Origin of the sequence: Sphingomonas kyungheensis (assembly GCF_037120395.1) — a bacterium.
Lineage (GTDB): Bacteria > Pseudomonadota > Alphaproteobacteria > Sphingomonadales > Sphingomonadaceae > Sphingomonas > Sphingomonas kyungheensis.
Map to the genome: position 1 here is coordinate 635,836 of NZ_JBBBDM010000002.1, position 25,959 is coordinate 661,794.

The 25,959-nt window shown below is 69.5% G+C and carries 22 protein-coding genes and 1 pseudogene; 13 read left to right on the forward strand and 10 right to left on the reverse strand.

Annotated elements, in window-relative coordinates; all coding sequences use genetic code 11:
• Positions 1 to 5 precede the first annotated feature (5 nt).
• From nuoL to V8201_RS07100, 7 genes are read left to right on the forward strand one after another with little or no spacing between them, the layout of a single operon-like run.
• Positions 6 to 2,141: an NADH-quinone oxidoreductase subunit L gene (gene nuoL, locus V8201_RS07070; protein WP_336544836.1), complete on the forward strand. Its 2,136-nt coding sequence runs from the start codon at positions 6 to 8 to the stop codon at positions 2,139 to 2,141.
• A complete protein-coding gene (locus V8201_RS07075) occupies positions 2,138 to 3,667 on the forward strand; it encodes an NADH-quinone oxidoreductase subunit M (protein WP_037530731.1) in 1,530 nt (509 codons plus the stop codon). The genes nuoL and V8201_RS07075 overlap by 4 nt, the downstream gene beginning before the upstream one ends.
• Positions 3,667 to 5,121 carry an NADH-quinone oxidoreductase subunit NuoN gene (gene nuoN / locus V8201_RS07080; protein ID WP_336544837.1) on the forward strand — a complete coding sequence of 485 codons (1,455 nt, stop codon included), beginning with the start codon at positions 3,667 to 3,669 and terminating at the stop codon, positions 5,119 to 5,121. Before V8201_RS07075 ends, nuoN begins: the two co-directional genes overlap by 1 nt.
• Positions 5,118 to 5,834, forward strand: a complete 717-nt coding sequence (locus tag V8201_RS07085) for a biotin--[acetyl-CoA-carboxylase] ligase (protein WP_336544838.1) — start codon at positions 5,118 to 5,120, stop codon at positions 5,832 to 5,834. Before nuoN ends, V8201_RS07085 begins: the two co-directional genes overlap by 4 nt.
• A gap of 2 nt (positions 5,835 to 5,836) precedes the next feature.
• Positions 5,837 to 6,619, forward strand: coding sequence for a type III pantothenate kinase (locus tag V8201_RS07090; protein WP_336544839.1), 783 nt, complete (start codon positions 5,837 to 5,839; stop codon positions 6,617 to 6,619).
• 54 nt (positions 6,620 to 6,673) lie between these two features.
• Positions 6,674 to 8,329 (forward strand): ribonuclease J, encoded by a 1,656-nt coding sequence (locus V8201_RS07095; protein ID WP_271300565.1) that lies wholly within the window; start codon positions 6,674 to 6,676, stop codon positions 8,327 to 8,329.
• Positions 8,330 to 8,335: 6 nt separating this feature from the next.
• The gene (locus V8201_RS07100; protein ID WP_037530741.1) at positions 8,336 to 8,620 is read left to right on the forward strand and encodes a DUF1467 family protein; all 285 of its coding nucleotides are present in this window, start codon (positions 8,336 to 8,338) and stop codon (positions 8,618 to 8,620) included.
• A 198-nt stretch (positions 8,621 to 8,818) separates the two neighbouring features.
• Here the strand turns inward: V8201_RS07100 and V8201_RS07105 are convergent, their stop codons facing one another.
• Positions 8,819 to 11,122, reverse strand: coding sequence for a hypothetical protein (locus V8201_RS07105; RefSeq protein ID WP_336544840.1), 2,304 nt, complete (start codon positions 11,120 to 11,122; stop codon positions 8,819 to 8,821).
• A 99-nt stretch (positions 11,123 to 11,221) separates the two neighbouring features.
• Between V8201_RS07105 and V8201_RS07110 the strand changes: the two genes are divergently transcribed.
• From V8201_RS07110 to V8201_RS07125, 4 genes are all read left to right on the forward strand, one after another.
• Positions 11,222 to 11,512 (forward strand): hypothetical protein, encoded by a 291-nt coding sequence (locus V8201_RS07110; RefSeq protein ID WP_037530747.1) that lies wholly within the window; start codon positions 11,222 to 11,224, stop codon positions 11,510 to 11,512.
• 66 nt (positions 11,513 to 11,578) lie between these two features.
• Entirely contained in the window at positions 11,579 to 12,760 is a 1,182-nt protein-coding gene (locus tag V8201_RS07115) for a hypothetical protein (RefSeq protein ID WP_037530749.1), read from the forward strand.
• Between the two features lie 35 nt (positions 12,761 to 12,795).
• The gene (locus tag V8201_RS07120) at positions 12,796 to 13,884 is read left to right on the forward strand and encodes a DUF2336 domain-containing protein (protein ID WP_336544841.1); all 1,089 of its coding nucleotides are present in this window, start codon (positions 12,796 to 12,798) and stop codon (positions 13,882 to 13,884) included.
• Positions 13,881 to 15,221: a sensor histidine kinase gene (locus V8201_RS07125; protein ID WP_336544842.1), complete on the forward strand. Its 1,341-nt coding sequence runs from the start codon at positions 13,881 to 13,883 to the stop codon at positions 15,219 to 15,221. Before V8201_RS07120 ends, V8201_RS07125 begins: the two co-directional genes overlap by 4 nt.
• Positions 15,222 to 15,223: 2 nt before the next feature.
• Here the strand turns inward: V8201_RS07125 and V8201_RS07130 are convergent, their stop codons facing one another.
• From V8201_RS07130 to gltX, 3 genes are read right to left on the reverse strand one after another with little or no spacing between them, the layout of a single operon-like run.
• Positions 15,224 to 15,427 (reverse strand): hypothetical protein, encoded by a 204-nt coding sequence (locus tag V8201_RS07130; protein WP_271300569.1) that lies wholly within the window; start codon positions 15,425 to 15,427, stop codon positions 15,224 to 15,226.
• Positions 15,427 to 16,710 (reverse strand): citrate synthase, encoded by a 1,284-nt coding sequence (locus V8201_RS07135; protein WP_271300570.1) that lies wholly within the window; start codon positions 16,708 to 16,710, stop codon positions 15,427 to 15,429. The genes V8201_RS07130 and V8201_RS07135 overlap by 1 nt, the downstream gene beginning before the upstream one ends.
• A gap of 16 nt (positions 16,711 to 16,726) precedes the next feature.
• Positions 16,727 to 18,148: a glutamate--tRNA ligase gene (gene gltX / locus V8201_RS07140; RefSeq protein WP_051583179.1), complete on the reverse strand. Its 1,422-nt coding sequence runs from the start codon at positions 18,146 to 18,148 to the stop codon at positions 16,727 to 16,729.
• Between the two features lie 80 nt (positions 18,149 to 18,228).
• Here gltX and V8201_RS07145 point away from each other — a divergent pair.
• Positions 18,229 to 20,280: pseudogene (locus tag V8201_RS07145) on the forward strand (ComEC/Rec2 family competence protein); the annotation flags it as partial.
• A gap of 7 nt (positions 20,281 to 20,287) precedes the next feature.
• On the opposite strand, the gene lexA reads toward V8201_RS07145, so the two are convergent.
• The 6 genes from lexA to V8201_RS07175 are packed head-to-tail and all read right to left on the reverse strand — an operon-like array spanning position 20,288 to position 25,044.
• On the reverse strand, positions 20,288 to 20,974 hold the full coding sequence (lexA, locus tag V8201_RS07150) for a transcriptional repressor LexA (RefSeq protein ID WP_081792843.1): 687 nt from the start codon (positions 20,972 to 20,974) through the stop codon (positions 20,288 to 20,290).
• A 58-nt stretch (positions 20,975 to 21,032) separates the two neighbouring features.
• On the reverse strand, positions 21,033 to 22,214 hold the full coding sequence (locus tag V8201_RS07155; protein WP_336544843.1) for a molybdopterin molybdotransferase MoeA: 1,182 nt from the start codon (positions 22,212 to 22,214) through the stop codon (positions 21,033 to 21,035).
• A gap of 4 nt (positions 22,215 to 22,218) precedes the next feature.
• On the reverse strand, positions 22,219 to 22,686 hold the full coding sequence (moaC, locus tag V8201_RS07160; RefSeq protein WP_037530940.1) for a cyclic pyranopterin monophosphate synthase MoaC: 468 nt from the start codon (positions 22,684 to 22,686) through the stop codon (positions 22,219 to 22,221).
• Complete coding sequence (trpC, locus tag V8201_RS07165) at positions 22,683 to 23,471, reverse strand: indole-3-glycerol phosphate synthase TrpC (protein WP_336544844.1); 789 nt, start codon at positions 23,469 to 23,471, stop codon at positions 22,683 to 22,685. The genes moaC and trpC overlap by 4 nt, the downstream gene beginning before the upstream one ends.
• The gene (gene trpD, locus V8201_RS07170; RefSeq protein ID WP_336544845.1) at positions 23,468 to 24,463 is read right to left on the reverse strand and encodes an anthranilate phosphoribosyltransferase; all 996 of its coding nucleotides are present in this window, start codon (positions 24,461 to 24,463) and stop codon (positions 23,468 to 23,470) included. The genes trpC and trpD overlap by 4 nt, the downstream gene beginning before the upstream one ends.
• On the reverse strand, positions 24,460 to 25,044 hold the full coding sequence (locus V8201_RS07175) for an anthranilate synthase component II (protein ID WP_336544846.1): 585 nt from the start codon (positions 25,042 to 25,044) through the stop codon (positions 24,460 to 24,462). Before V8201_RS07175 ends, trpD begins: the two co-directional genes overlap by 4 nt.
• Before the next feature lie 151 nt (positions 25,045 to 25,195).
• On the opposite strand from V8201_RS07175, the gene V8201_RS07180 reads away from it, so the two are divergent.
• A complete protein-coding gene (locus V8201_RS07180; protein ID WP_037530947.1) occupies positions 25,196 to 25,618 on the forward strand; it encodes a hypothetical protein in 423 nt (140 codons plus the stop codon).
• Positions 25,619 to 25,959 lie beyond the last annotated feature (341 nt).

Consider the following 25,959-nt stretch of genomic DNA (forward strand, 5'->3'; position numbering starts at 1 on the left):
TACCGGTGCACTCCATCCTCCTCATCGTCTTCCTGCCGCTGCTCGCGGCGGTGGTCGCCGGGCTTGGCAACAAGGCGATCGGCTTCGTGCCGGCCAAGGCGATCACCACCGGCGCGCTGTTCGCCTCGTGCCTGCTGAGCTGGCCGATCTTCCTCGGCTTCCTCGCCGGCACCAACACGGCGACCGTCGTGCCGGTGCTGACCTGGATCGTCAGCGGCGACATGGCGGTCGACTGGTCGCTCCGCGTCGACCAGCTGACCGCGATCATGCTGGTGGTGATCACCAGCGTGTCGGCGCTCGTCCACCTCTATAGCTGGGGCTATATGAGCGAGGACCCGGATCAGCCGCGCTTCTTCGCCTATCTGTCGCTGTTCACCTTCGCGATGCTGATGCTCGTCACCGCGGACACGCTGGTGCAGATGTTCTTCGGCTGGGAAGGCGTCGGTCTCGCCAGCTATCTGCTGATCGGCTTCTGGTTCCGCAAGCCGAGCGCCAATGCCGCCGCGATCAAGGCGTTCGTCGTCAACCGCGTCGGCGATCTCGGCTTCATGCTCGGCATCTTCGGCACCTTCCTGGTGTTCGGCACCGTCTCGATCCCGGCGATCCTCGCCGCCGCGCCGACGATGGCCGGCTCGACGATCGGCTTCCTCGGCATGCGTGCCGATACGATGACGGTGCTTTGCCTGCTGCTGTTCGTCGGCGCGATGGGCAAGTCGGCGCAGCTCGGCCTGCACACCTGGCTGCCGGACGCGATGGAAGGCCCGACCCCGGTGTCGGCGCTGATCCATGCGGCGACGATGGTCACCGCGGGCGTGTTCATGGTGTGCCGCCTGTCGCCGATGTTCGAAATGTCGCCGACCGCGCTCCACGTCGTGATGGGCGTCGGCGCCGCGACCTGTCTGTTCGCCGCGACGGTGGGCATGGTGCAGACCGACATCAAGCGCGTCATCGCCTATTCGACCTGCTCGCAGCTCGGCTATATGTTCTTCGCCGCGGGCGTCGGCGCCTATGGCGCGGCGATGTTCCACCTGTTCACGCACGCCTTCTTCAAGGCCTTGCTGTTCCTCGGCGCCGGCTCGGTGATCCATGCGATGCACCATGAGCAGGACATGCGCTATTACGGCGGTCTGCGGAAAAGCATTCCGCTGACCTTCTGGGGCATGATGATGGGGACGCTGGCGATCACCGGTGTCGGCCTGCCGGCGCTGTTCGGCAATCCGCTCGCCATTGGCTTTGCCGGCTTCCACTCGAAGGACGCGATCATCGAGGCGAGCTGGGCGGCGGGCGAGCCCGGCGTCTGGTTCGTTGGCGTGCTCGTTGCGCTGATCACCAGCTTCTATTCGTGGCGGCTGATGTTCCTGACCTTCTGGGGCACGCCGCGCTGGGCCGCGTCCGAGCATATCCAGCATGCGCTGCACGACGCGCATGGCCATGGCCATGACGACCATGGGCACGACGCGCACGGACATGACTCGCATCATCCTGACGAGGCGCATGCCAATCCGGCGCAGGCCGAGGACAGCGGCGATCGCCCGTCAGTACACGGCGCGTCGCAGCAGGACCTGCCCGCCGGCACCGGCGGCTATCATCCGCACGAAAGCCCGTGGCCGATGCTGGTGCCGCTGGTCATCCTGTCGATCGGCGCAATTGCGGCCGGCTTCGTCTTCCACGGCTATTTCATCGAGCCGAGCGCGGGCGAGAGCTTCTGGAAGGGCGACATCGCCTTCCGTGAGCATCTGATGCATGCGATGCACGAGGTGCCGGTGCCGGTGAAGCTGTCGGCGACGATCGCGATGCTGATCGGACTGGCGACGGCCTGGTATGCCTATATCAAGGCGCCGAGCTTCCCGGCGGCGGTGGCGGACCAGTTCCGCATCCTCTACCGCTTCCTCGTTCACAAATATTACTTTGACGAACTCTATCACCTGCTCTTCGTCCGTCCCGCCTTCGCCATCGGCCGTCTGCTGTGGCACCGCGGTGACGAGCAGACGATCGACCGGTTCGGGCCGAACGGCTCGGCCTGGGTGGTGCAGCTCTCCAGCCGGCTCGCGGGCCGGCTCCAGAACGGATATGTCTATACTTATGCCTTCGTCATGCTGATCGGTCTCACCGCCGTCGTCACCTGGGCGATCGCACAATGAGCGGGCTGCCCATCCTCTCGATCATGCTGCTGATCCCCGCGGTTGCGGCGATCGCCTGCCTGTTCGTCCCCGCCGCGACCGCGCGCCTGCTCGCGCTCGCCGCCACCTTCGTCGATCTCGCGCTCGGCATCCTGCTGTGGGCGAATTACGATATCGGCGGCGCGCAATGGCAGTTCGTCGAGCACGGGCCGTCGTTCGGCTTCTTCCGCTGGGACCTCGGCATCGACGGCTTCGCGCTGATGCTGATCATGCTCAGCGTCTTCCTGATGCCGATCTGCATCGGGGCGAGCTGGCGGTCGGTGACCAACCGCGTGCCGGAATATATGGCCGCGTTCCTGCTCACCGAAACGCTGATGATCGGCACCTTCGCGGCGCAGGACCTGTTCCTCTTCTACCTGTTCTTCGAAGCCGGCCTGATCCCGATGTATCTGATCATCGGCATCTGGGGCGGGGTGAACCGGATCTACGCCTCCTACAAGTTCTTCCTCTACACGCTGCTCGGCTCGCTGCTGATGCTCGTCGCGATGCTCTACATGGCGCAGACCGCGGGCACGTCGAGCATCCCGGCGTTGCAGACCTTCGACTTCCCGGCGCACGTCCAGACGTGGCTGTGGCTCGCCTTCTTCGCCTCCTTCGCGGTGAAGATGCCGATGTGGCCGGTCCACACCTGGCTGCCCGATGCGCACGTGCAGGCGCCGACCGCGGGATCGGTGATCCTGGCGGGCGTGCTGCTCAAGCTCGGCGGCTATGGCTTCCTGCGCTTCAGCCTGCCGATGTTCCCCGAGGCATCGGGCCAGCTGACCTGGCTGATCTTCGGCCTGTCGGCGGTGGCGGTGATCTACACCAGCCTCGTCGCGCTGGTGCAGTCGGACATGAAGAAGCTGATCGCCTATTCGTCGGTCGCGCATATGGCGATCGTCACGATCGGCCTGTTCGCCTTCAACCGGCAGGGGATCGAGGGCGCGATGATCATGATGCTCAGCCACGGGCTGGTGTCGGGCGCGCTGTTCCTGTGCGTCGGCGTGATCTACGACCGGCTGCATACCCGCGAGATCAGCCGCTATGGCGGTCTGGCGATCAACATGCCGCGTTATGCGCTGTTCTTCCTGTTCTTCACCATGGCGTCGATCGGCCTGCCGGGAACCAGCGGCTTCGTCGCCGAATTCCTGTCGCTGATGGGCACCTATCAGGTGTCGACCTGGATCGCCTTGCTGTGCACGACGAGCATCATCCTCGGCGCGGCCTATATGCTCTACCTCTACCGCCGCGTCGTCTTCGGCGAGCTCAAGTCCGACGACACGCGTGCGATGGAGGATCTGTCGCACCGGGAATTGTGGCTGCTCGCGCCGATCGCCGCGGTCGCTCTGTGGATGGGCGTCTATCCCGAGAGCTTCATGGCGCCGATGCGCAAGGATGTCGGTGTGCTGCTCGCCCGCATCGATCGCGCGGCGCCCCCGTCCGACTCCCAGCCGACTGCCGGCAAGCCCCTCGCCGCCGCGCCGGCCGCCCACGGAATGACCCACTGATGGATTACGCCGCCAATCTCGCCATGACCCTGCCCGAGCTGATCCTCGGGGCGGGGGCGATCATCCTGATGCTGGTCGCCGCCTGGGGCGGTCCGGCGTCGACGCGCGCCATCTCCTGGGCCGCGGTCGCGATCCTCGCCGGCGCCTGCCTCGCGCTGGTCGGCCCGGCCAGCTACGGCGGGGCGGCCTTCGACGGCCTCTACCGCGCCGATGCCTTCGCCGCTTTCGCCAAGGTGCTGATCTTCATCGCAGCGGCGGTCGGGATCATCATGGCGCCGGACTTTTTCGAGCGCACGCACGGCGACGATCTGCGCCCCGAATATCCGGTGCTGATCCTGCTTTCCGCCGCCGGCATGGGCCTGATGGTCTCGGCCAGCGACATGCTGACGCTGTACGTCGGCCTCGAATTGCAGAGCCTTGCCGCTTATGTGCTGGCGAGCTTCATGCGCCGTGACACGCGGTCGGCGGAGGCGGGCCTCAAATATTTCGTGCTCGGCGCGCTGGCGAGCGGCATCCTGCTCTACGGCATCAGCCTCGTCTACGGCTTCTCGGGGACGACGCTGTTCAGCGGCATCGCCGCCGCTTACGCCGGGCCGCAGTCGCTCGGGCTGCTGTTCGGGCTGGTGTTCGTCTTCGCCGGTATCGCGTTCAAGATCTCGGCGGTGCCGTTCCATATGTGGACGCCCGACGTCTACGAAGGCGCGCCGACCCCGGTCACCGCCTTCTTCGCCTCGGCACCCAAGGTGGCGGCGATGGGCCTCGCGGTCCGCGTCGCGGTCGAGGCAATGGGTCCGGCGACCGATCAGTGGCGCCAGATCGTCATCTTCGCCGCGCTCGCCTCGATCGTACTCGGCGCGGTGGCGGCGATCGGCCAGACCAACATCAAGCGTCTGCTCGCCTATTCGTCGATCAATAACGTCGGCTTCGCGCTCGTCGGTCTCGCCGCGGGAACGCCCGAGGGTGTTTCGGGCGTGCTGATCTACATGACCATCTATATCGCGATGACGCTCGGCTCGTTCCTGATCGTGTTGCAGATGCGCGGCGAGGACGGTCAGCCGATTGAGAGCATCGCCGCGCTCTCCGGCATGTCGCGGACTCGCCCGGGTCTCGCCGCGGCGCTGGCGATCTTCATGTTCAGCCTCGCCGGCATCCCGCCGCTGTTCGGCTTCTACGCCAAGTTCGCGGTGTTCGATGCGGCGGTGCGCGCCGGACTGTTCCCGCTCGCGGTGGTCGGTATCGCCGCCTCGACGATCGGTGCTTATTATTATCTGCGCGTCGTCAAGACGATGTACTTTGACGAGCCGGCCCCGGCGTTCGTCAAGGGCAACAGCCCGATCGAGGGCGGTCTGATCGCGCTGACCGCCGCGTTCGTGTCGCCGCTCGGCTATCTCGCCATCCCGCTGCTCGGCGGCTGGACGATGAGTGCGGCGCACGCGCTGTTCCCGGCGATTTGACGATCCGCACGGTCGCCGCCACCGGCTCGACCAACGCCGATATGCTCCTCCTCGCGCGTGACGGCGCGGCGGAGGGGCTCTGGCTCCGCGCCGACCGGCAGACGGACGGCAAGGGGCGGCTCGGTCGGGCCTGGGTGTCGGAGCCGGGCAATCTCTATGCCAGCACGCTCGTCCGGCTCAGCCACGATGATCCGCCGCCGGCGACGCTCGCGCTGGTCGCCGCGGTCGCGCTGCACGAGGCAGTCGGTGCGGTCCTGCCCGTCGGCGGTCCGGCCGCGACGCTAAAATGGCCCAATGACCTGCTGATCGGCGAGGCCAAGCTGTCGGGCATCCTGCTCGAACGCAGCGGCGATGCGGTCGTCGTCGGCATCGGGGTCAATCTTGCGCATCACCCCGATCTTGCCGATCGCCCGACCACCAGCCTGGCGGCGCAGGGCGCGCCGGTTGCCGCGGCCGTCTTCGCCGAGGAGCTGGCGGAGGTCTTCGCGCGATGGCTCGCGATCTGGCGGGGGCAGGGGATGGCGCCGGTCCGTGATGGCTGGCTGGCGGCGGCGCATCCGGTCGGCACGCCGCTCCACGTCCGGCTGCCCGACGGCAGCAGCCGCGACGGGCTGTTCGCGGGGCTCGAGGCGGATGGCGCGCTGATCCTCCACTTGGCCTCGGGCCAACGGCATGTCATTCACGCCGCCGACGTATCTGTCCTGAAGGATTAGCGATGCTGCTCGCGGTGGATGCCGGCAACACCAATGTCGTCTTCGCGCTGGTCGAGGGGCGAACGATCAAGGCGCGCTGGCGCATCGCCACCGATCCGCGCCGCACCGCCGACGAATATGCCGTCTGGCTCAGCCAGTTGCTGGCGCTCGAAGGCTTTGAGCGCAGCGCGATCGAGGCGGTGATCATCGCCACCGTCGTGCCGCGCGCGCTGCACAATCTGCAGGTGCTCGCGCAGAAATATTTCGGCAGCGAGGCGCTGATCGCCGGCCGCGCACCGGTGCCGTGGAGTATGGCGATCGACGTCGACGAGCCGCAGAGCCTCGGCGCCGATCGCGCGGTCAATACGATCGCGGCGCATGCGCTGCATGACGGCGACCTGATCGTCATCGACTTCGGCACCGCGACGACCTTCGATTCGAGCGACTATGCCGGCACCTACAAGGGCGGGATCATCGCGCCGGGGATCAACCTGTCGCTCGACGCGCTGGTCAGCGCCGCCGCGAAACTGCCGCGGATCGCGATCGAGGCGCCGCGCGGCAACGGCAGCGTGATCGGCCGCAACACCGTCGATCAGATGAACATCGGCATCTATTGGGGCTATATCGCGATGATCGAGGGGCTGGTGGCGCGGATGAAGGCGGAGATCGGACGACCGGTCAAAGTCATCGCCACCGGCGGCCTCGCCACCCTGTTCGAACAACATACCGACGTATTCGACGTCATCGAGCCCGACCTGACGATCCAGGGGCTGGCGATCATGTACCAAAACGCCCATATTGCCTGAGACGCGCTCGCGCCAATCTTCGGCCCGCCGGGCGACACTCTTTGAAAGACCTAAATGACTCCCAAGACCAACGAACTTCTCTTCTGTGCCCTGGGCGGCTCCGGCGAGATCGGCATGAACGTCAATCTTTACGGCCATGCCGGCAAATGGCTGATGGTCGATTGCGGCGTGACCTTCGCCGATGCCGCCTATCCGGGGATCGACATCGTCCTGCCCGACCTGTCCTTCATCGAGGATCGCTTGGGCGACCTCGTCGGCATCGTGCTGACCCATGGTCATGAGGACCATATCGGCGCCTTGCCCTATCTCGCGGAAGACCTCGGCGTGCCGCTCTATGCGACGCCGTTCACCGCCGGGCTGATCCGTGGCAAGCTGGAGGAAGAGGGCAACGCCCATCGCGTCAAGCTGCGCGTCATCCAGCCCGCCAAGGACGGCGGCATCGCCGGCGTGCAGATCGGGCCGTTCGGCGTCAGCTTCATCGAATTGTCGCATTCCATCCCCGAGCCCAATGCATTGGTCATCGAGACCAAGGCGGGCCGCGTCTTCCACACCGGCGACTGGAAGCTCGATCCGACGCCGGTGATCGGCAAGCCGACCAGCCCGGCGCAGCTGACCCGCATCGGCGATGCCGGCGTCGACGTGCTGGTCTGCGATTCGACCAACGTCTTCAACGCCGAGGCTTCGGGGTCGGAAGCGTCGGTGCGGGTCGGCCTCGCCGAGCAGATCGGCCGCGCCAAGGGGCGGGTGCTCGTCACGACCTTCGCCTCGAACGCGGCGCGGCTGCATACCTTGGGTGAGGTTGCCAAGGAGACGGGGCGCAAATTGTGCGTCACCGGCCGCTCGCTCGACCGGATCCTCAAGGTGGCGCGCGCGACCGGCTATCTCGGCGACTTCCCCGAGACGGTCGATCCCGAGACGGCGATGCGCCTGCCGAAGAACAAGGTGCTGATCGTCGCCACCGGCGGTCAGGGCGAACCGCGCGCGGCGCTCGCCCGCGTCGCCGACGGATCGCATACGATCAAGCTCGATTTCGGCGATACGGTGATCTTCTCGTCGAAGCAGATCCCCGGCAATGAGGTCGCGATCGGCAAGATCCAGAATACGCTGGCCGCCAAGGGCGTGGTGATGATCACCGAGCGTCAGGCGCACGTCCACGTCTCGGGCCACCCCGGCCGCCCCGAACTGTCGCAGATGTACAAGTGGATCCGGCCGGAGGTGCTGGTGCCGGTGCATGGCGAGATGCGCCATATGATGGAACATGCCCGCTTCGCGCTGAGCGAGGGCGTGCCGCAGTCGATCGTGCAGAGCGACGGCGACATCCTGCGGCTGCTGCCCGGCAAGGTCGAGAAGATCGGCAATGCCGGAGTCGGCCGGCTGGTGCTCGACGGTGACGTCATCCTTCCGGCGGACGGTTCGACGATCAACGAGCGGCGCCGGCTTGCGATCAACGGCCAGATCTCGGTCGCGGTCGCGATCGGTCGTGACGGGCGCGCGCTCGGTCGCCCGCAGATCCGCGTCCAGGGCGTGCCGGTCGAAGAGGATCGCGCCGCCTTCGTCGAGGATGCCGCCGAGGCGGCGGCCGAGGCGATGAAGGGCCAGAAGCGCGAGATCGATCGCCGCCGCGAGGATATCCGCCTGGCGGTGCGCCGCGTCGCGACGCGCTGGACCGGCAAGAAGCCGGTCGTCGACGTGCTGATCGTCGAGGCCTGATCCCCGATGCGCTGGACGTCGATGCTCGCGATCTACGTCCTGTTCTGGGCGTTCTCGGTCTTCCTGGTGCTGCCCTGGGGCGTGCGCACCACGCAGGAGGCCGGCGGCGATTATGTCGCCGGCCAGGCCGAGAGCGCGCCGCACGAGTTCCGGCTCGGCCGACTGGCGGTGCGCGTGACGATCGTCGCGACGCTATTGTTCGCGCTGTTCGCCGCCAATTATCACTATGGCTGGGTGACGCCGGCGATGCTCGACCTGTTCGATCGCGCCGCCGTCTATAACGCGGCCTGACCGGCCGGTTGGGGCAACCGTACCGCAAGAGGCCGCTGCGGTCTCCCTCTGTGCTCCTGCGCAAGCAGGAGCCCAGGGCCGCAGGGGCGATCAGTCGGTGTTGACCCTGACCCAAGGTCCTGCTTGCGCAGGGACACGGCGAGCGCGAACGACGGTACCCACGCTCGCTGTCACTTCGGTGGATGCCCCGGCGCGCGGCTAGCGCAGCCGCTCGATCGCCTGCGCCAGCGCGACGTATAATTTGCCCATATCCGACGACAGCAACGTCACGCTCAGCGGCGATCCGTCGCGCTGGGCAAGCACAGTGCGCAACATGCCCTCAAAGTCGTGGATGTAGCGGTTGACCGCATCGCGGAACGCCGCATCGTCGTCGTAGAGCTGCGCAATCTCGCGCGCGTCGCCGGGTTCGAGCACCCGCACCGCGCGGCGGGTGAAGACACCGCGGTCGCCCTTGAGATAGGCCGCCCAGGCGCTGTCGGTGATATCGGGGGCGAAGGCCTTTGTGATGTCGATCGACGCCGAGTTGAGCGATTCGATCAGCGCCGAGGCACGCCGCGCGAAGGTGTCGTGCTGGGCCTCCTCGCGTTCGGCGCGGGCCTCCTCGATCCGCGCCTCGACCAGCGCGCCCTGTTCGAGGATCTGGCGGACCTGCGCGGAGAGGCGCTCGGTCGCGCGCGTCGCGGCGGCGACGGCGTTTTCCGTGGCGTCGGTGATCGCCTGCACCTGGCGGGCGACGGTGTCGCCGGTGGCGCGGCGCAGCGCCGCGGTGCCCGCTTCCTCCCATTGCGCCGCCGCATCGGGAATGACCGCGGCGAGCGTCTCGCGCGCCTTGTCGGCGGCGACCGTCGCCGTCTCGCGCACGCGCAGCAGCGCATCGACCAGCCGCGGCGCGGCATCGTCGGCGAACCGGTGGGTGCGCTCGATCGTCTCGTCGACCATCATGCCGAGCGCATCCGCCTTGGCGCGCCCTTCGCCGAGCGTCTGGAGCAGGCTGCCCGACAGGCGTTCGAGCGTGCTGCTCTGTTCGGCGACGACATCGGCGATCGCGGCGATCGCCTCGTGCGTACTCTCCGCGGCGGTGACCAGGGCGAGCAGTTCGGGCTTGGCGGCGACGACGACCTGCTTGCTCGCCAGCACCTTGGCGTCGAGCCGCGACAGCGCCTCGGGCAATGTCTCGTCGATCTCGCGCGCCGCAGCGTCGAGCGCGATCAGCAGGGATTCGGTGGTGGCGATCGTCCGGGTCGCCATCGTGTCGCCGCTGCGCAACGCCTCGGTCATCGCATCGGCCGAACCGCCGAGCGCGCTGATCGACGCGGCGAGCATCTGCGATCGATCGACGCCCTGGCTGTGCAGGCGATCGAGCCGGCCCTCGACCGCGCCGATTTCGGCGTCGAGACCGGCGAGCAGCGTTTCGCTCGCCTTGCGCTGATCGGTGAGGCGCAGCGACACCCGGTCGATGACGTCCTCGATGCCGCCGATCCGCTCGGCGAGCACATCGACGCTGTCACGCGCCGCGATATCGAGCGCGGCCTGGTTGGCGCGCAGCATCGCAAGCATCGCATCGCCCTGCGCGGCGATGACCTTGCGCGCCTCGTCGACCGCATCGGCGGTACGGCCGAGCAGCGCGTCAACCTCGCCCGACATCGTTGCGGTCACGCTTTCGAGCCGGGCGCCGGCGGTTTCGCTGGTCGCCTCCATCCGGGCGAGATGCGCGGCGAGCTTCTGCGCGGCATTGCCGGTGACGAGGTCGGCCTCGCGACCCCGTTCGGCGAGTGCGGCGAGTTGCGCGGTGAGCGCGGCGGCATGTTCGCTCGCGGCGAGGCCGGTGTCGTCGAGCAGGTGCTGGACGTCGGCCACCTCCGCCTGCGCGCGCGGCAGTGAGGCGAGCAGCACGCCGAGGCTCTGGTGCGCATCGGCCGCTGCCTGCGACAGCGCATAGGCATGAGCCTCCGCCTGGTCGATCTGTTGCGCCATGCCGCGGCTGACCGTGGTGAGCCGTTCGCTCGCCGTGTCGCCCATCGTGCGCAGCGTGTCGATCTGGTCGGCGAGCTGGCGGCGGTTGCCGTCGAGCGCCTGCGCCACCTGGGCGACCGCGCGTTCAAGACTCGCCGCCTCCGCCCGCATCGCCGCGGCGGTGGCGCCGAAGCGGCGCGCCTCGCGCCGGCTGGTGCGCTGCACCAGCAGATAGCCGACGCCGAGCAGCATCGGCACCACCGCCAGCGCGGCGATCAGCTCGATCAGGGCGACCGGCGGCAGCGTCGGCAGCTGGTCGCGCGCCAGCCAGAGCATGCCGACGACCCAGGCGAGGGCGACAAGGCCGAGCAGCGCCGGCACCAGCCAGCCGATTCGTACCGGCGCGGGGTCGGCGACCGGATCGGCCCACGGCGCCGCCGGCTCGCCCCATGCGGCGGTGTTTTCCGCCGGATATCCGTCGGCGAGATCGAGTTCATCCGCCGCGTGGGCGTCGCCGGTGGCGCTGTTCGCCCGCATGTCGATGATCATGGAACCCCCGTTCTTCGACGGCGAACCTACCCGTCTTCGCCTTGCTCATAAAGCAAAACCGCAACACTTGGTTAAGCTGTCGACTGCTACACGCCGGGAATGGCTTATGATCCGGGCGCGATCGATGCGGCTTTGGCCGCGGCAGTGGGGGACGAACCGGCGCTGATCGCCGAGTTGCGCATGGCGTTCGTCGACAGCGCGGAGCGGGCGCTCGTCGCGCTCGAGGCCGCCGCCGACGAAGAGGCGTGGCGCACCGCCGCGGCGCGGCTCAAGGGGCTGGCGGCGAGCTTCGGGGCGGTGCGGCTGATGGCACTGGCCGGCGAGGCGGCCGACGCGCCGCAGGACGCCGCGATCCTTGCCCGGCTCCAGCGGTCGGTCAGCCGGCTGTAGCCGATCGGCGCGACAAAGCGCGCTCTGCTCTAGGCAGCGGCGGCATCACCGCCTAACAGCGGCCGGATGCTCGCCGGCCTCCTCTTCGCCATGCATGACGCCGACGATCGGCCCGCGATGCTCACCGCGACGCTGCCGTTCGGCGGCGTGACGCTGATCGAATATCAGGCGCGATTGCTGATCGCGGCGGGCGCATCGCAGATCGTCATCCTCGTCGCGCGGCTCACCCCCGAATTGCTCGGCGCGATCAGCCGCATCGGCAAGCGCGGCGTCGCGGTCGATCCGGTGCGCAGCGCCGCGGAAGCGGCGGAGAAGCTGCACCCGCTCGCACGCGTGGTGATGCTCGCCGACGGCCTCACCACCACGGCGGCGACGCTGGCGACGCTGACGCGCGACGGCGGCGACGCACTGCTGGTGATGCCCGAGGAGCAGGCGACGATGGGCTATGAGCGCGTCGGCAGCGGCATGGTCTGGGCGGGGGTGGCGCGGCTCGATCCGCGGCGGCTCGCCGAACTGGCGGTGATGCCGCGCGATTATGACGTCCAGTCGACGCTGGTGCGGCTCGCGTCGCAGGCGCGGGCGGTGCATCTGCTGCTGCCGCCGGAGGCGGTGCGCGGCGGCCATGGCGTCGGCCATTCGGCGCAGGCGCTGGAGGCGCGAGGGCGGATCGTGCTCGCGGCGATGATCTCGGGACGCAGCGGCTGGTTCGAGCGGTTCGTCACCGCGCCGCTCGGGCGCGCCGTCATTCCGCTGATCGTGCCGCGGACCGTCTCGGCGGTGGTCGCCGCGGCGGGGGCGGGGCTGATCGGCCTGTGCGGGCTGGCGCTGGTCGCCTTCGACCATCCGGGGCCGGGGCTGCTGCTGGCGCTGCTCGGCACGCTCGGCGTCGCCTTGGCCGAGATGCTTGCCGATCTGCGCGACGAGCGGTCGCATGCACGCTGGATCGGCATCGTCGCGCAGGCGATCCCGGCGATCGCCGTCCTGCTCCACGGTCGCGCGATCAGCGAGGCGCGGGCGGATGGCGCACCCGAGCTGCTCGCGGTCGGGCTCGTGCTGCTCGCCGCGCTCGGTGAACGCGCGCTGGGCGCCGCGCCGCGGCGGCCCTGGTGGGGCAGTCCGCCGGCCTATCTGCTGCTCGCCTGGCTCGGCGCCTTCGTCTCCGCGCCGGTCGTCGGGCTCGGTGCCGCCACCCTCTATGCCGCCGCGACGCTGACCGCCGCAATCGAACGATTGCGTTGGCAGCCTTAGCGCTGTTTTAATGATAGGGCGCTAGCGTCCAAGCCATGGCGGTCGGACCGGAACAGGAGCGGGACGTGCTCGGCACCCGTATTGAAGCAAGCCACCGGCTCGCCGCACGGGCCGACGCGCGCCTGACGGGGGCGATCGCCGATATCTTCCTGCCCGACGACGCCCGGCTCGACGAGCGCACGCGGCTTGCGTTGCGCCGCGTGCTCGACGGCGTGATCGCGGCGATCGAGGCGGAGATCCGTCGGCACGCGGCGCGTATCCTCTCCGGCCGGGGCGCGGCGGATCACGCCGACCAGTTGCTCAATGCGCAGGCTACGGTCGCCGGGCGGCTGACGCAGGCGGGCGTGCTGCGCGACCGGCTGCTCATCGACGAATTGCTGTCGCAGGTGCGATGCGACCTGATCGCCGAACGTCTGTCGCCGACCGAGGCGACGCCCGACCAGGCGAGCCTGCTGGTGCGGCTGACCGATGTCGACGACGGCGTCGTCGCCGCGGCGGCGCGCGCGCTGCTCTCGGCGGAGACGCGGCGGCGGGCGGCGGCCGAACAGGGCGGCGTGCCCGGCGGCATCCTCCCCGCCGAGCGGCATCACCAGCTCGTCTGGTGGGTCGCCGCGGCGATCCGCGACGGGCTCGGCACCGGCGACGGCCTTGCCGATCGCGCGATCATCGAGGCGGCGCAACGCAACCTCGCCGCGCATGACGAGGGGCAGCGGCCCGAGGCCGCCGCGGTGCGGCTGGCGGCGGCGATCGACGCGCGTCCGCACGAGATCGGCGATCTGCTGGTCGAGACGCTGGGCGACCGGCGGTTGCTCCTGTTCATCGCCGTGCTCGCCCGCGCGGTCGATCTCGATTTCGAAGCGGCGCGGACGATCGTGCTCGAGCCCGAGGGCGACCGGCTGTGGCTGGCGCTGCGCGTCGCGGAGATCGACCGGCAGACGATCGCCCGGATCGCGCTAATGCTGTCCGATGCCGATCCCCGACGCGATATCGAGGCCTTCGCCGACGATCTCGACGCGATCGTGGCGGTGCCGGCGGAGGGTGCGCGTGCGGCGCTGGCGCCGCTGTCGCTGCACCACGACATGCGGCTTGCCCTGGCCGCGCTGGCGCGGGGCGAGGCACGATGAGGGTCGATGCCATTCCCGACGTGCCGCTCAGCCATGCGACGCTCGATGCCGATGGTCGATTGCTCGCCGCCGATCCGGCGCTGATCGCGCTCAACGATCAGGCGGGTGGCGCGATCGGTGCGACCCTCGCGGTGCCGCAGCTCGCCGGCATCGTCCGGCTGGCGATGCGGCTCGGCATCCTCGTCTCGCGCGCGGTCACCGTCGCCGATCAGGATGCTGACCTCGAACTCTGGGTGCGCGTCCAGCCCGAAGGCGACGGCCTGCGCATGGCGGTGAGCGGCTGGCGCGGGCTGCGGCCGCAGCCGGTGACGCAGCGGCCGATCGCGAGCGTGATCGAAGAGGGCGCGCTGTCGTGGGAGACCGACGCCGGATTGCGGCTGACGTTCGTCGCGATCGATCCCGCCCGGCGGCTCGGCTGCGATGCGCTGGCGCTGCTCGGCCAGCCGCTGACCAGCCTGTTCACGCTCGACGCGACCGAAAGCGGCGCGCTGCCGATCCTCGAAGCGGTGGCACGCCGGCGGCCGTTCGACGAGCAGCGCGCGCGGCTGCGCCAGGGCGACATGCGGATGGTGCTGACCGCGACGGTCAAGGAAGATGCCGGCGGCGCCTTCGCCGGTCTGGCCGGCGTCGCGCGGGTCGCCGAGCCGCCCGCCAGCGCGCCGGCGCCGGTGTCGCCCGACTTCACCGAGGGCCTCGACCGGGCGCTGCGCGCACCGCTCGCCAAGATCATCGCGCATGCCGATACCATCCATGCCGAGGCGGAGGGGCCGATGCAGCCGGATTATGTCGGCTATGCCACGGATATCGCCAACGCCGGGCGGCATCTGCTCGGGCTGGTCGACGATCTGGTCGATCTGCAGGCGATCGAGCGGCCCGATTTCACGCTTGAGACCGACGGCATCGATCTCGCCGACGTGGCGCGCCGCGCCGCGGGACTGCTGTCGGTGCGCGCCGCCAATGCCGGGGTGGCGATCGCACGGCCGTTGCCCGAGCTGCATCTGCCGGTGACCGGCGACTTCCGGCGGGCGCTGCAGATCATGGTCAATCTGATCGGCAATGCGCTGCGCTACTCGCCCGAGGGCGGCGTGGTCAGCGTCACGGTCAACCGCGTCGGCGATCGCGCCGAGGCGGTGGTGACGGATCAGGGCAAGGGCATCGCGGCGGAGGATCAGGCGCGCATCTTCGACAAGTTCGAACGCGTCGACCCGAGCGAGGTGGGCGGCAACGGCCTCGGCCTCTATATCGCGCGGCGTCTGGCGCGGGCGATGGGCGGGGATCTGTCGGTGGAAAGCGCCCCCGGCAGGGGCGCCAGCTTCACCCTGTCGCTGCCGGCCTGACGCTAGCGGCGCAACCGGCGCGCGACGAGGATGAGCAGCAGCCCGGCGACCGCGAGCACGACGCCCCGGTCGGCCCACGGCCGCTGATCGAGCATGAAGCTCGACTCGGGCCAATGGATATAGCCAAGGCCCTGGCCGATCCACAGCATCCCCATCAGCGCCATCAGCACGCCGACGGAGAGCAGGACCGGCCGGGCGCGGCGCATCAGCGCTGGCCTACCGGGACGTAGCTACGCTGCGTCGGGCCGGTGTAGAGCTGGCGCGGACGGCCAATCTTCTGGTCGGGATCGGTGATCATCTCGTTCCACTGCGCCACCCAGCCGACGGTGCGGGCGAGCGCGAACAGCACGGTGAACATCGACGTCGGGAAGCCGATCGCCGACAGGATGACGCCCGAGTAGAAGTCGACGTTCGGGAACAGCTTCTTCTCGATGAAATAATCATCGCTGAGCGCCAGTTCCTCGAGCCGCAGCGCGGTGTCGAACAGCGGATCGTTGACCTTGAGCGCGTCGAACACCTCGCGCACCGTCTTCTGCATCACGGTCGCACGCGGATCGTAGTTCTTGTAGACGCGATGACCGAAGCCCATCAGGCGGAACGGATCGTTCTTGTCCTTGGCGCGGGCGATGAATTCGGGGATGCGCTCGGGCGTGCCGATCTCGCGCAGCATGTTGAGCGCCGCCTCGTTGGCGCCGCCATGCGCCGGACCCCACAGGCAGGCGATGCCCGCCGCCATGCAGGCGAAGGGATTGGCGCCCGACGAGCCGGCGAGCCGCACCGTCGAGGTCGAGGCATTCTGCTCGTGATCGGCGTGGAGGATGAAGATCCGGTCCATCGCCTTTTCGACCGCCGGATTGACCTCATAGGGCTCGGCCGGCACGCCGAACGTCATGCGCAGGAAGTTGCCGGTGTAGCTCAGCGAATTGTCCGGGTAGAGGAACGGCTGCCCGACGCTGTACTTATACGCCATCGCCGCGATCGTCGGCATCTTGGCGATCAGACGGTGGCTGGCGATCGTGCGCTGCACCGGATCGTGGATGTCGGTCGAATCGTGGTAGAAGGCCGACAGCGCACCGACGACGCCGCACAGGATCGCCATCGGGTGGGCGTCGCGACGGAAGCCGCGGAAGAAGGTGGCGAGCTGTTCGTGCACCATCGTGTGGCGCGAGATCGTATGCTCGAACTGCGACAGCTCGTCCGCCGCCGGCAGCTCGCCGTTGAGCAGCAGATAGGCGACTTCCATGAAGCTCGACTGTTCCGCCAGCTCGCCGATCGGATAGCCGCGGTGCAGCAGCACGCCTTCGTCACCGTCGATATAGGTCAGCTTCGACTGGCACGACGCCGTCGAGGTGAAGCCGGGATCGTAGGTGAAGTCGCCCGTCTGCGCATAGAATTTGCGGATGTCGACGACATCGGGTCCGACCGTACCGGACATGACCGGGTAGTCGAAATCCTTACCGTCCACGGAAACTTTGGCGGCGTCGGTCATGTGGTTGTCCTTCCTATCAGACTGCCATTCGGTCCGCGATCCGGCCGAGGCTTTCCTCTTTGCCGAGAAGCGCGAGCACGTCGAAGATGCCGGGCGATGTCTTGCGTCCGGTGAGAGCGGCGCGGAGCGGCTGGGCGACCTGGCCGAGCTTGACGCCCCGTGCCTCGGCGACCTGCCGTACCGCTGCTTCGGTTGCCTCCTGATCCCACTGCTGCACCGCGTCAAGCGCAGCGTGCAGTGCAGCGAGCAGCGTCGGCGCGTCACCGGCAAGCAGGTCCGAAGCTGCCTGATCGAGGTCGAGCGGACGCTGCGCGAACAGGAAGCGCGCGCCTTCGCTCAGCTCGTTGAGATTGGCCGCGCGCGCCTTCAGGACCGGCATCGCGCGGGTCAGCAGGTCGATATCGTCATAGCCGCCGATCGGCGCGATCAGCGCGGCGAGCCGCGCGTCGTCCGCAGCGCGGATATAATGACCGTTGAGGTTCTCGAGCTTCTTGAGGTCGAATCGTGACGGGCTCTTGCCGACGCCGCCGAGGTCGAACCATTCGGTCGCCTGGTCGCGGCTGATGATCTCGTCATCGCCATGACCCCAGCCGAGCCGCAGCAGGTAATTGTCGAACGCTTCCGGCAGGATGCCGAGCTCGTCGCGATAGGCCTCGATCCCGACCGCGCCGTGGCGCTTGGACAGTTTGGCGCCGTCGGTGCCGTGGATCAGCGGGATATGCGCATAGATCGGTTCGGGCCAGCCGTTGGCGCGGTAGATCGGCAGCTGGCGGAAGGCGTTGTTGAGGTGGTCGTCGCCCCGGATGACGTGCGTCACCCCCATGTCGTGATCGTCGACGACGACCGCGAGCATATAGGTCGGCGTCCCGTCCGAGCGCAGCAGGATGAGATCGTCGAGTTCGGCATTCTGCACCGTCACCGATCCCTGCACGCGATCCTCGATCGTCGTCGCACCGTCGCGCGGCGCCTTGAGCCGGACGACGAAGGGCGCGTCGGCGGGCGCGGTCGCCGGATCGGCGTCGCGCCACGGGCTGCGGATGCGCAGCGGCGTCTTGGCGGCCTGCGCCGCGGCGCGCTGCGCGGCGATCTCGTCGGCGGTCATGTAGCAGCGATAGGCATGGCCGGTTGCGACCATCTGATGCGCGACCTCGGCATGGCGATCGGCGCGGGCGAACTGGAAGACGGCGTCACCATCCCAGTCGATGCCGAGCCAGCGCAGTCCGCCGAGGATCGCGTCGATCGCCGGCTGGGTCGACCGCGCCCGATCGGTATCCTCGATGCGCAGCAGGAAGCGGCCGCCGTGATGCCGCGCGTACAGCCAGTTGAACAGGGCGGTACGCGCGCCGCCCAAATGCAGATAGCCGGTCGGCGACGGCGCGAACCGCGTCACGACCTCGGTCGGCTGGTGATGGGCGTGGCGATCGATCGTGGCGCTCAACAGCGCATGCTCCCGGGGTTTGAGACGTGACGGCCAGGGCGGCCGAGGCGCGCCGTAGCACGCGGATCATGCCCCTTCAAATGCCGCGGCGTCCCGTTCGGTTACAGCTCGGTATCGAAGAATGGCTGGAGGCTGAACGCGATACGCTGATCCTCTGGCTGCCGGTGAGTTTCGGTGGCGGCATCGCCGCCTGGTTCGTGCTGCCCGATCCGGCGAGCTGGACCGCCATGCTGTTGCTCTGCGTCGCGACCGCGCTCGCCGGCATCGCGCTCGCGGGGGACGGGCGGGCGGGGCGGGTGGTGGCGATCGGCGGCTTGGCCGCGGCGGCGGGGCTGGCATCGATTTGGTGGCGGGCCGAGCGCGTCGGCGCACCGATATTGGCACGCCCCGCCGTCGTCGCGGTGCAGGGAGAGGTCGAGCGGGTTGAGCCGCTGCCGGCGCGCGACCTCATCCGCCTGACGCTGCGCAGCGACAGCGTGGGCGTGCCGCCGCGGGTGCGGATCAACCTGCCGATCGGCGACGCGCCCGACGGGCTGGGCGAGGGGGCGGTGATCGGGCTGCGCGCGCGGCTGATGCCGCCAGCCGATGCGGCGGTGCCGGGCGGCTATGACTTTGCGCGCGTCGCCTGGTTCGCGGGGATCGGCGCGACCGGGCGCGGCTTCGCGCCGGTGCGGGTGATCCGGCGCGCGGCGGGCGAGGGGCTGCGCGCGGGGCTGACCAGCCATATCCTGTCGCGCCTGCCGGGCAGTCGCGGCGGTATCGCCGCAGCGCTCGCCACCGGCGACGAGGGCGCGATCACCGTGGCCGATGCCGATGCGATGCGGCGCGCCGGGCTGGCGCATCTGCTCTCCGTGAGCGGCTTGCACATCACCGCCGCGGTGGGGGCGACGATGCTGTGCGTCCTGCGGCTGCTCGCGCTGTCGCCGTGGCTGGCGATCCGCTGGCGGCTGCCGCTGGTCGCGGCGGCGGCGGGGGCGCTGGCGGCGATCGGCTATACCTGGCTGACCGGCAGTCAGGTGCCGACGATCCGCTCGTGCGTCGCCGCGCTGCTGGTGCTCGCCGCCTTGGTGCTGGGACGGGAGGCGATGACGTTGCGGCTGGTCGCCGGCGGTGCCATCGCGGTGATGCTGGTCTGGCCCGAGGCGGTGACCGGGCCGAGCTTCCAATTGTCCTTTACCGCCATCGCGGCGATCGTCACGCTCCACGACCATCCGCGCGTCGCCGGCTGGTTCCGGCAGCGCGACGAGCCCTGGCGTCGCCGTATCCTGCGCGAAGGCGCTGCGTTGCTGCTCACCGGCGTCGTGGTCGAGGCGGCGCTGATGCCGATCGCGGTCTTCCACTTCCACAAGGCGGGGCTGTACGGCGCGGCGGCGAATATCGTCGCGATCCCGCTCACCACCTTCGTCGTCATGCCGCTCGAAGCGGCGGCGTTGCTCGCCGATACGGTCGGCCTCGGCCCACCGGTCTGGTGGCTGACCGATCTCGCGTTGCGGCTGTTGCTGGTGATCGCCCACCGCGTCGCCGCGCTGCCGGGATCGGGGTTTGCGTTGCCGGCGATGTCGGCCGCGGCATTCGCGCTGATCGTCGGCGGCGGACTGTGGCTGATGCTGTGGCGGACGCGGGTGCGGCATTGGGGGCTGCTGCCGATCCTGCTCGGCGGCTGGTGGATGGTGCAGGCGCCTGCCCCCGATCTGCTGGTGACGGGAGATGGCCGCCATATGGCGGTACGGGTCGACGGGAGACTCGCCTTGCTCCGCGAGCGCGCCGGTGATTACACGCGGGCGATGCTCGCCGAAAATGGCGGCATCGACGGCGAGCCGTTGCCGCTCAGCGAGCAGGCGGCGGCGCGCTGCTCGCCGGACGCCTGTATCGTCACGCTGAGGAGCACAGAGCGCGCATGGCGGATCGTTGCGACGCGCAGCGCCTATCCGGTCGATCGTGCCGCGCTGATCGGCGCCTGCCATGCGGCGGACATCGTCGTCAGCGAACGGCGGCTGCCGCGATCCTGCCGCCCGCGCTGGCTGCGGCTCGATGCACCGCTCCTGCGTCGCACCGGCGGCGTCGCGATCGACCTGGAAAGCCGACGGGTGCGCACGGTGCTACAGCCCGGCGACCGCCATCCCTGGCGGATCGCCCGGCTCAGTCGTAGCGGCGCAGGATGCCCGACAATTTGCCCTGCACGCGGACGTGCGAGGGGACGTAGCGCTGCGGTTCGTAGGCGCGGTTGGCGGGATCGAGCCGGACCATCGCGCCCTCGCGGCGGAAATATTTGAGCGTCGCTTCGCTGTCGTCGATCAGCGCGACGACGATCTCCCCGTCGCGGGCGACCTCGGTACGGCGGATCAGCGCATAATCGCCATCGAGGATGCCGGCTTCGACCATCGAATCGCCCGACACTTCGAGCGCATAATGTTCGCCGCTGCCGAGCAGGGCGGCGGGGACGGCGAGCGTCGAGCTGCCCTCGAACGCCTCGATCGGCAGGCCGGCGGCGATGCGGCCGTGCAGCGGGATCTCGATCACGTCATTGGCGGGCGCCGGTGCGGCGCGGACGTTGGTCTTGGCGGGCGGCGGTGCGGCCGGCGCCGTCGACGCGGCGGGCTTGCGCTCCGACCGTTCCGGCATGCGCAGCACTTCGAGCGCGCGCGCCCGGTTGGGCAGGCGGCGGATGAAATGCCGTTCCTCGAGCGCGCTGATCAGACGATGCACGCCCGACTTGGACTTGAGGTCGAGCGCCTCCTTCATCTCCTCGAACGAGGGCGAGATGCCGGTTTCCTCCAGCCGATCGTTGATGAAGCATACGAGCTCGTGCTGCTTGCGCGTGAGCATGGGCGATCCTTCCCCGTCAGAACAGACGCGGAACTTCTAGGGAACAGGATGGCGTCCGTCAAGCGATGACGAGGATATCTGCCGAGTCGCCCGCCCGTGCCGCCGCGGCGCCGGCCGGGCGGATGATCAGCGCCTGCGACCGAGCCAGCGTCAGCAGCATCGAACTGTCCTGGATCGTCGAGGCATAAGCGCGGCCGTCGCGTATTTCGGCACGCAGATAGTCGGTGCGCGCGCCATTGGCGGGCAGGTCCTCGCCGAGCAGCGCCAGCGTCGCGCGCGGCAGCGGGTCGGCGGCGCCGGCGAGATGCGCGATCACCGGTTTGACGAACAGGATCGCGGTGACGAAGGCGGACACCGGATTGCCCGGCAGTCCGAGCACCTGCATCGCGCCGCGTCGCCCCGCCATCATCGGCTTGCCGGGCCGCAGCGCGATCCGCCAGAAATCGATCTGGCCGCCCGCGGCCTCGAGCGCCGGCCGGACGAGATCGTGATCGCCGACCGATGCGCCGCCGGTGGTGACCAGCAGATCGGCGTCGACCCGCGCGAAGGCGTCCCGCAGCGTCGCCAGATCGTCGGGCAGGATGCCGAGGTCGATCAGCTCGACCGGCAGATCGGCAAGCATCGCGGCGAGCATCGCGCGGTTCGATTCGGGTAAGGCATCGGGCGAGGCGGGCTGGCCGGGATCGACCAGTTCGTCCCCGGTCGCGCAGATCGCGACACGGACGCGTCGGTGGACGCACAGCGCACCGACGCCGCCGGTCGCGGCGACGGCGATCCGCGCCGGGGTCAGCCGCTCGCCGCTGCGCACCAGCGTGTCGCCGGCGGTGAAGTCGAGGCCGCGGCGGCGGGTGTTGCGGCCCGGATGCGCCGGCCCTTCGCCGGTGAGTCGGATCGCGGCGCCCTGCGCGTCCACCTCTTCCTGGATCATCACCGTATCGGCGACGGCGGGCATCACCGCGCCGGTGAAGATGCGGACGGTCTCGCCGGGCTGGATCGTGCCGTCGAACGGCCGCCCGGCCGCGCTCTCGCCGATCAGCGTCCACGGGCCGGGCAGGTCGGCGAAGCGGATCGCATAGCCGTCCATCGCGGAGAGGTCGTGCGCGGGCTGCGTGCGCTGCGCGACGACGTCGGCGGCGAGCCAGCGCCCCGCGGCCTGCGCGAGCGGCACCGTCTCCTCGGCGACGCGCGGCGCGGCGGTGAACAGACGCGCCTGCGCCTCGGCGATCGGCAGCAGCGTCATCGCCTCAGGCGCGCCAGTCGCCGGACGCGCCGCCGGCCTTTTCGAGCAGACGGATGCCGGAGATCACCATCGCCCGGTCGATCGCCTTGGCCATGTCATAGACGGTGAGCAGCGCCACCGAGACGGCGGTGAGCGCCTCCATCTCCACCCCGGTCTTGCCGTCGGTCGCGGTCAGCGCGGTGGCGGTGATGCCGCCCGCGTCGATCGTCAGGTCGAGCGTGACGCGGGTCAGCGGCAGCGGATGGCAGAGCGGGATCAGCTCGGCGGTGCGCTTGGCGGCCATGATCCCGGCGATCCGCGCGACCGCGAGCACGTCGCCCTTCTTCGCCGCGCCGTCGCGGATCGCGGCGAGCGCCTCGGCAGCGACCGCGATATGGCCGGTGGCGACCGCGCGGCGGCTGGTCACCGCCTTGCCGCCGACATCGACCATATGCGCGGCGCCCTCGGCGTCGATATGGGTGAGGCGGGTCACGCCTCGGCGCCGATCATCGCGCGCGTCGCCGCCTCGACATCGTCGGCGCGCATCAGCGCCTCGCCGATCAGGAAGCAATGGACGCCGTGCGCCGCCATCGCATCGAGGTCCTCGCGCCGCTCCAGCCCGCTCTCGGCGACGAAGGTGCAGCCCGCCGGCGCCTTGGCGACGAGATCGTAGGTGCGGGCGAAGTCGACGGAAAAGTCGCGCAGGTCGCGATTGTTGACGCCGATCAGCCGCGATTGCAGCCGCAGCGCGCGGTCGAGTTCGTGTGCGTCATGCACCTCGACCAGCACGTCCATGCCGCATTCGCGCGCCGACGCCTCGATCTCCGCCATCTGATTGTCGTCGAGCGCGGCGACGATGATCAGGATCGCGTCGGCGCCGATCGAGCGGCTCTCGGTCGCCTGCCACGGATCGACCATGAAGTCCTTGCGGATCACCGGCAGATCGCAGGCGGCGCGTGCGGCGATCAGATAGTCGTCCGAGCCCTGGAACCATTGTTCGTCGGTCAGCACCGACAGACAGGCGGCGCCGCCCGCCTGATAGGCGCGGGCATGGGCCGGCGGATCGAAGTCGGCGCGGATCACGCCCTTGGACGGGCTGGCCTTCTTGATCTCGGCAATCAGCGCGGGACCCGAGCGGGCGTCGAGCGCGGCGCGAAAGCCGCGCGGACGCGTGACGGCGGCGATCCGCGCGTCGAGATCGGCGAGGCTGGTCGTCGCCTTGCGCGCGGCGACTTCGGCGCGCTTGGTCTCGATGATGCGGGAGAGGATATTGGTCATCGGTAAGCGATCCAGCGATCGAGCAGCGCGGCGGCGCGGCCGTCGTCGATCGCGGCGGCGGCGGCCGTCGCGCCGGCGGTGAGGTGAGGGCTATGGCCGGCGACGACGAGCGCGGCGGCGGCGTTGAGCAGCACCGCGTCGCGATAGGCACCGGCCTCGCCGTCGAGCAGGCGGCGCAAGGCGGCGGCGTTATAGGCGGGGTCGCCGCCGCGGATCGCGGCGAGCGGGTGGCGGGGCAGGCCGGCATCCTCGGGGGTGATGCGGGGCGGCAGATTCGTGCTGCCGATGCTGACCGCGATGCTGGGCCCGGCGGTCGACAGTTCGTCGAGCCCTTCCTCGCCGCTGATCACCGCCGCGCCGCCGGTCCCGAGCTGCGCCAGCGCCTCGGCGTAGAGACCCGCATAATCGGGCCGGGCGATGCCGATCAGCTGATGCGTGACGTGCGCCGGATTGGCGAGCGGTCCCATCAGGTTGAAGATCGTCCGCCGGCCGATGCGGCGGCGGATCGGGGTAATCCGCGCCATCGCGGGATGATGGTTGGCGGCGAACAGGAAGGCGATGCCGAGATCGGCGAGGCTGCCTTCCGCGGTCGCGCCCGCCACCGCCATGTCGAGCCCGATCGCCTCCAGCGTATCGGCCGCGCCCGCCTTGGACGAGGCGGCGCGATTGCCATGCTTGGCGACGGGTACGCCGCAGGCGGCGACGACCAGTGCCACCGCGGTCGAGACGTTGAGCGTGTGATGACCGTCGCCGCCGGTGCCGCAGACGTCGATCGCCCCCGCCGGGGCGGCGACGGGCACGAGCCGGGCGCGCAATGCCCGCGCCGCTTCGGCGATCTCGACGCTCGTCTCGCCGCGCTCCGCCAGTGCGATCAGGAAGGCGGCGATCGCCTCTTCCGAGACGCGGGCGTCGAGGATGTCGGCAAAGGCCTGCGCGGCGCTTTCGCGCGCCAGCGGCGTCGCCGGATCGGGCAGCAGGGCGAGCGTCGTCACGCCGCCGCCTTCACCGCGATGCCGGCGATGCGCAGGAAATTGGCGAGCATCGCATGGCCATGTTCGGTGGCGATGCTCTCGGGGTGGAATTGCACGCCGTGAATGGGGAGGGTGGCGTGGCGGAAGCCCATGACGTGGCCGTCGTCGGCGCGCGCGTTGACGAGCAGCGGCGCGGGCACGTCGCGGACGATCAAGCTGTGATAGCGCGTCGCGGTGAACGGCGAGGGCAGGCCCTCGAACAGGCCGGTGCCGTCGTGGCTGACCGGCGAGGTCTTGCCGTGCATCAGCCCGCCGCGCTCCACCGTTCCGCCGAAATGCTGGCCGATCGCCTGATGGCCGAGGCAGACGCCGAGCAGCGGCCGGCCGGCATCGGCAGCGGCGGCGACCAGGTCGAGGCTGACCCCCGCCTCGGTCGGCGTGCACGGGCCGGGCGAGATCAGGAACGCCTCGGCGCCCGAGGACAGCGCCTGCCCGGCGGAGATGGCATCGTTGCGCACCACCTCCACCTCGCTCCCCAATTCCATCAGATAGTGGACGAGGTTCCAGGTAAAGCTGTCGTAATTGTCGACGACCAAGATCATCGCGACGCCATAGCCGATGCCGCCGCCGGTGCAACGCCTGTTGCGCGCTGGCAATCCTGCAGCAATCTGGGCGACGCTATAGCCGTCTGCGTGGCATGCGCCGGGAGAAACTGCGCCGCCTGCACGTTGAAGCCGCAAAGGAGACGCTACTATGTTCCGCCCGTTGTTGATCGCCACCATGCTGGCGCTGCCCGCGGTCGCCGTCGCGCAAAGCGCGCCGGTGGCGGATGCCGCGGAATCGGGCTCGCCGCCGCAGCGCGTCCGTGCGGTGACGCTGAATGCCGGCGAGAAATGCCCGCAGAGCACCGGCAATGAAATCGTCGTCTGCTCGACGCTCGAACAGCCCTATCGCATTCCCAAGCAGTTCCGCGACAGCGGCCCGATCCCCGCCAAGAACCAGGCCTGGGGCAATCGCGCCGCGACGATGGACCAGGTCGGTCGCGTCGCCGGCGGGCTGCCCGACACCTGCTCGCCGGTCGGCAGCGGCGGCCAGAGCGGCTGCGCGCTCGCGACCAACCGCGCCTGGGCGGCGGAGCGACGCGCGCAGCAGGATGCGAATGCGTCGGTGCCGTGAGGACGGAGCCATCGGTGACGGTCGATGGCACGGATGAAGGGGTGACGATCGGTCCGGCGGTCATCTCCCTTCACGTCCTTATGCCGAACGTCTGCGGAAGCAGGAGCTCGAGGTTGCAGGAACGGCAAGCGTCGAGCGGGCGCGGATCGTGAAACCTTCAAGTCACTGGACATGTCATGCCGGACCCGTTCCGGCATCCGCGGTTCCGCCAAGCCTAAGCTTGGTGTGTTTGTCGGCGAAGTAGACCCCGGAACAAGTCCGGGGTGACGAGATGCGGGCGGTGGTGGTTATTCGCTACTGGGATCGAGGCGACGAACAATGGTCTCGGCTCAGCCGAACGC

Excerpts from the sequence above, each read along its gene's own strand:
- V8201_RS07075 (WP_037530731.1), top strand. The coding sequence starts at position 2,138 with ATGAGCGGGCTGCCCATCCTCTCGATCATGCTGCTGATCCCCGCGGTT.
- nuoN (WP_336544837.1), top strand. The coding sequence starts at position 3,667 with ATGGATTACGCCGCCAATCTCGCCATGACCCTGCCCGAGCTGATCCTC.
- V8201_RS07090 (WP_336544839.1), top strand. The coding sequence starts at position 5,837 with ATGCTGCTCGCGGTGGATGCCGGCAACACCAATGTCGTCTTCGCGCTG.
- V8201_RS07095 (WP_271300565.1), top strand. The coding sequence starts at position 6,674 with ATGACTCCCAAGACCAACGAACTTCTCTTCTGTGCCCTGGGCGGCTCC.
- V8201_RS07100 (WP_037530741.1), top strand. The coding sequence starts at position 8,336 with ATGCGCTGGACGTCGATGCTCGCGATCTACGTCCTGTTCTGGGCGTTC.
- V8201_RS07105 (WP_336544840.1), bottom strand. The coding sequence starts at position 11,122 with ATGATCATCGACATGCGGGCGAACAGCGCCACCGGCGACGCCCACGCG.
- V8201_RS07110 (WP_037530747.1), top strand. The coding sequence starts at position 11,222 with ATGGCTTATGATCCGGGCGCGATCGATGCGGCTTTGGCCGCGGCAGTG.
- V8201_RS07115 (WP_037530749.1), top strand. The coding sequence starts at position 11,579 with ATGCTCGCCGGCCTCCTCTTCGCCATGCATGACGCCGACGATCGGCCC.
- V8201_RS07120 (WP_336544841.1), top strand. The coding sequence starts at position 12,796 with ATGGCGGTCGGACCGGAACAGGAGCGGGACGTGCTCGGCACCCGTATT.
- V8201_RS07125 (WP_336544842.1), top strand. The coding sequence starts at position 13,881 with ATGAGGGTCGATGCCATTCCCGACGTGCCGCTCAGCCATGCGACGCTC.
- V8201_RS07130 (WP_271300569.1), bottom strand. The coding sequence starts at position 15,427 with ATGCGCCGCGCCCGGCCGGTCCTGCTCTCCGTCGGCGTGCTGATGGCG.
- V8201_RS07135 (WP_271300570.1), bottom strand. The coding sequence starts at position 16,710 with ATGACCGACGCCGCCAAAGTTTCCGTGGACGGTAAGGATTTCGACTAC.
- lexA (WP_081792843.1), bottom strand. The coding sequence starts at position 20,974 with ATGCTCACGCGCAAGCAGCACGAGCTCGTATGCTTCATCAACGATCGG.
- V8201_RS07155 (WP_336544843.1), bottom strand. The coding sequence starts at position 22,214 with ATGACGCTGCTGCCGATCGCCGAGGCGCAGGCGCGTCTGTTCACCGCC.
- trpC (WP_336544844.1), bottom strand. The coding sequence starts at position 23,471 with ATGACCAATATCCTCTCCCGCATCATCGAGACCAAGCGCGCCGAAGTC.
- V8201_RS07175 (WP_336544846.1), bottom strand. The coding sequence starts at position 25,044 with ATGATCTTGGTCGTCGACAATTACGACAGCTTTACCTGGAACCTCGTC.
- V8201_RS07180 (WP_037530947.1), top strand. The coding sequence starts at position 25,196 with ATGTTCCGCCCGTTGTTGATCGCCACCATGCTGGCGCTGCCCGCGGTC.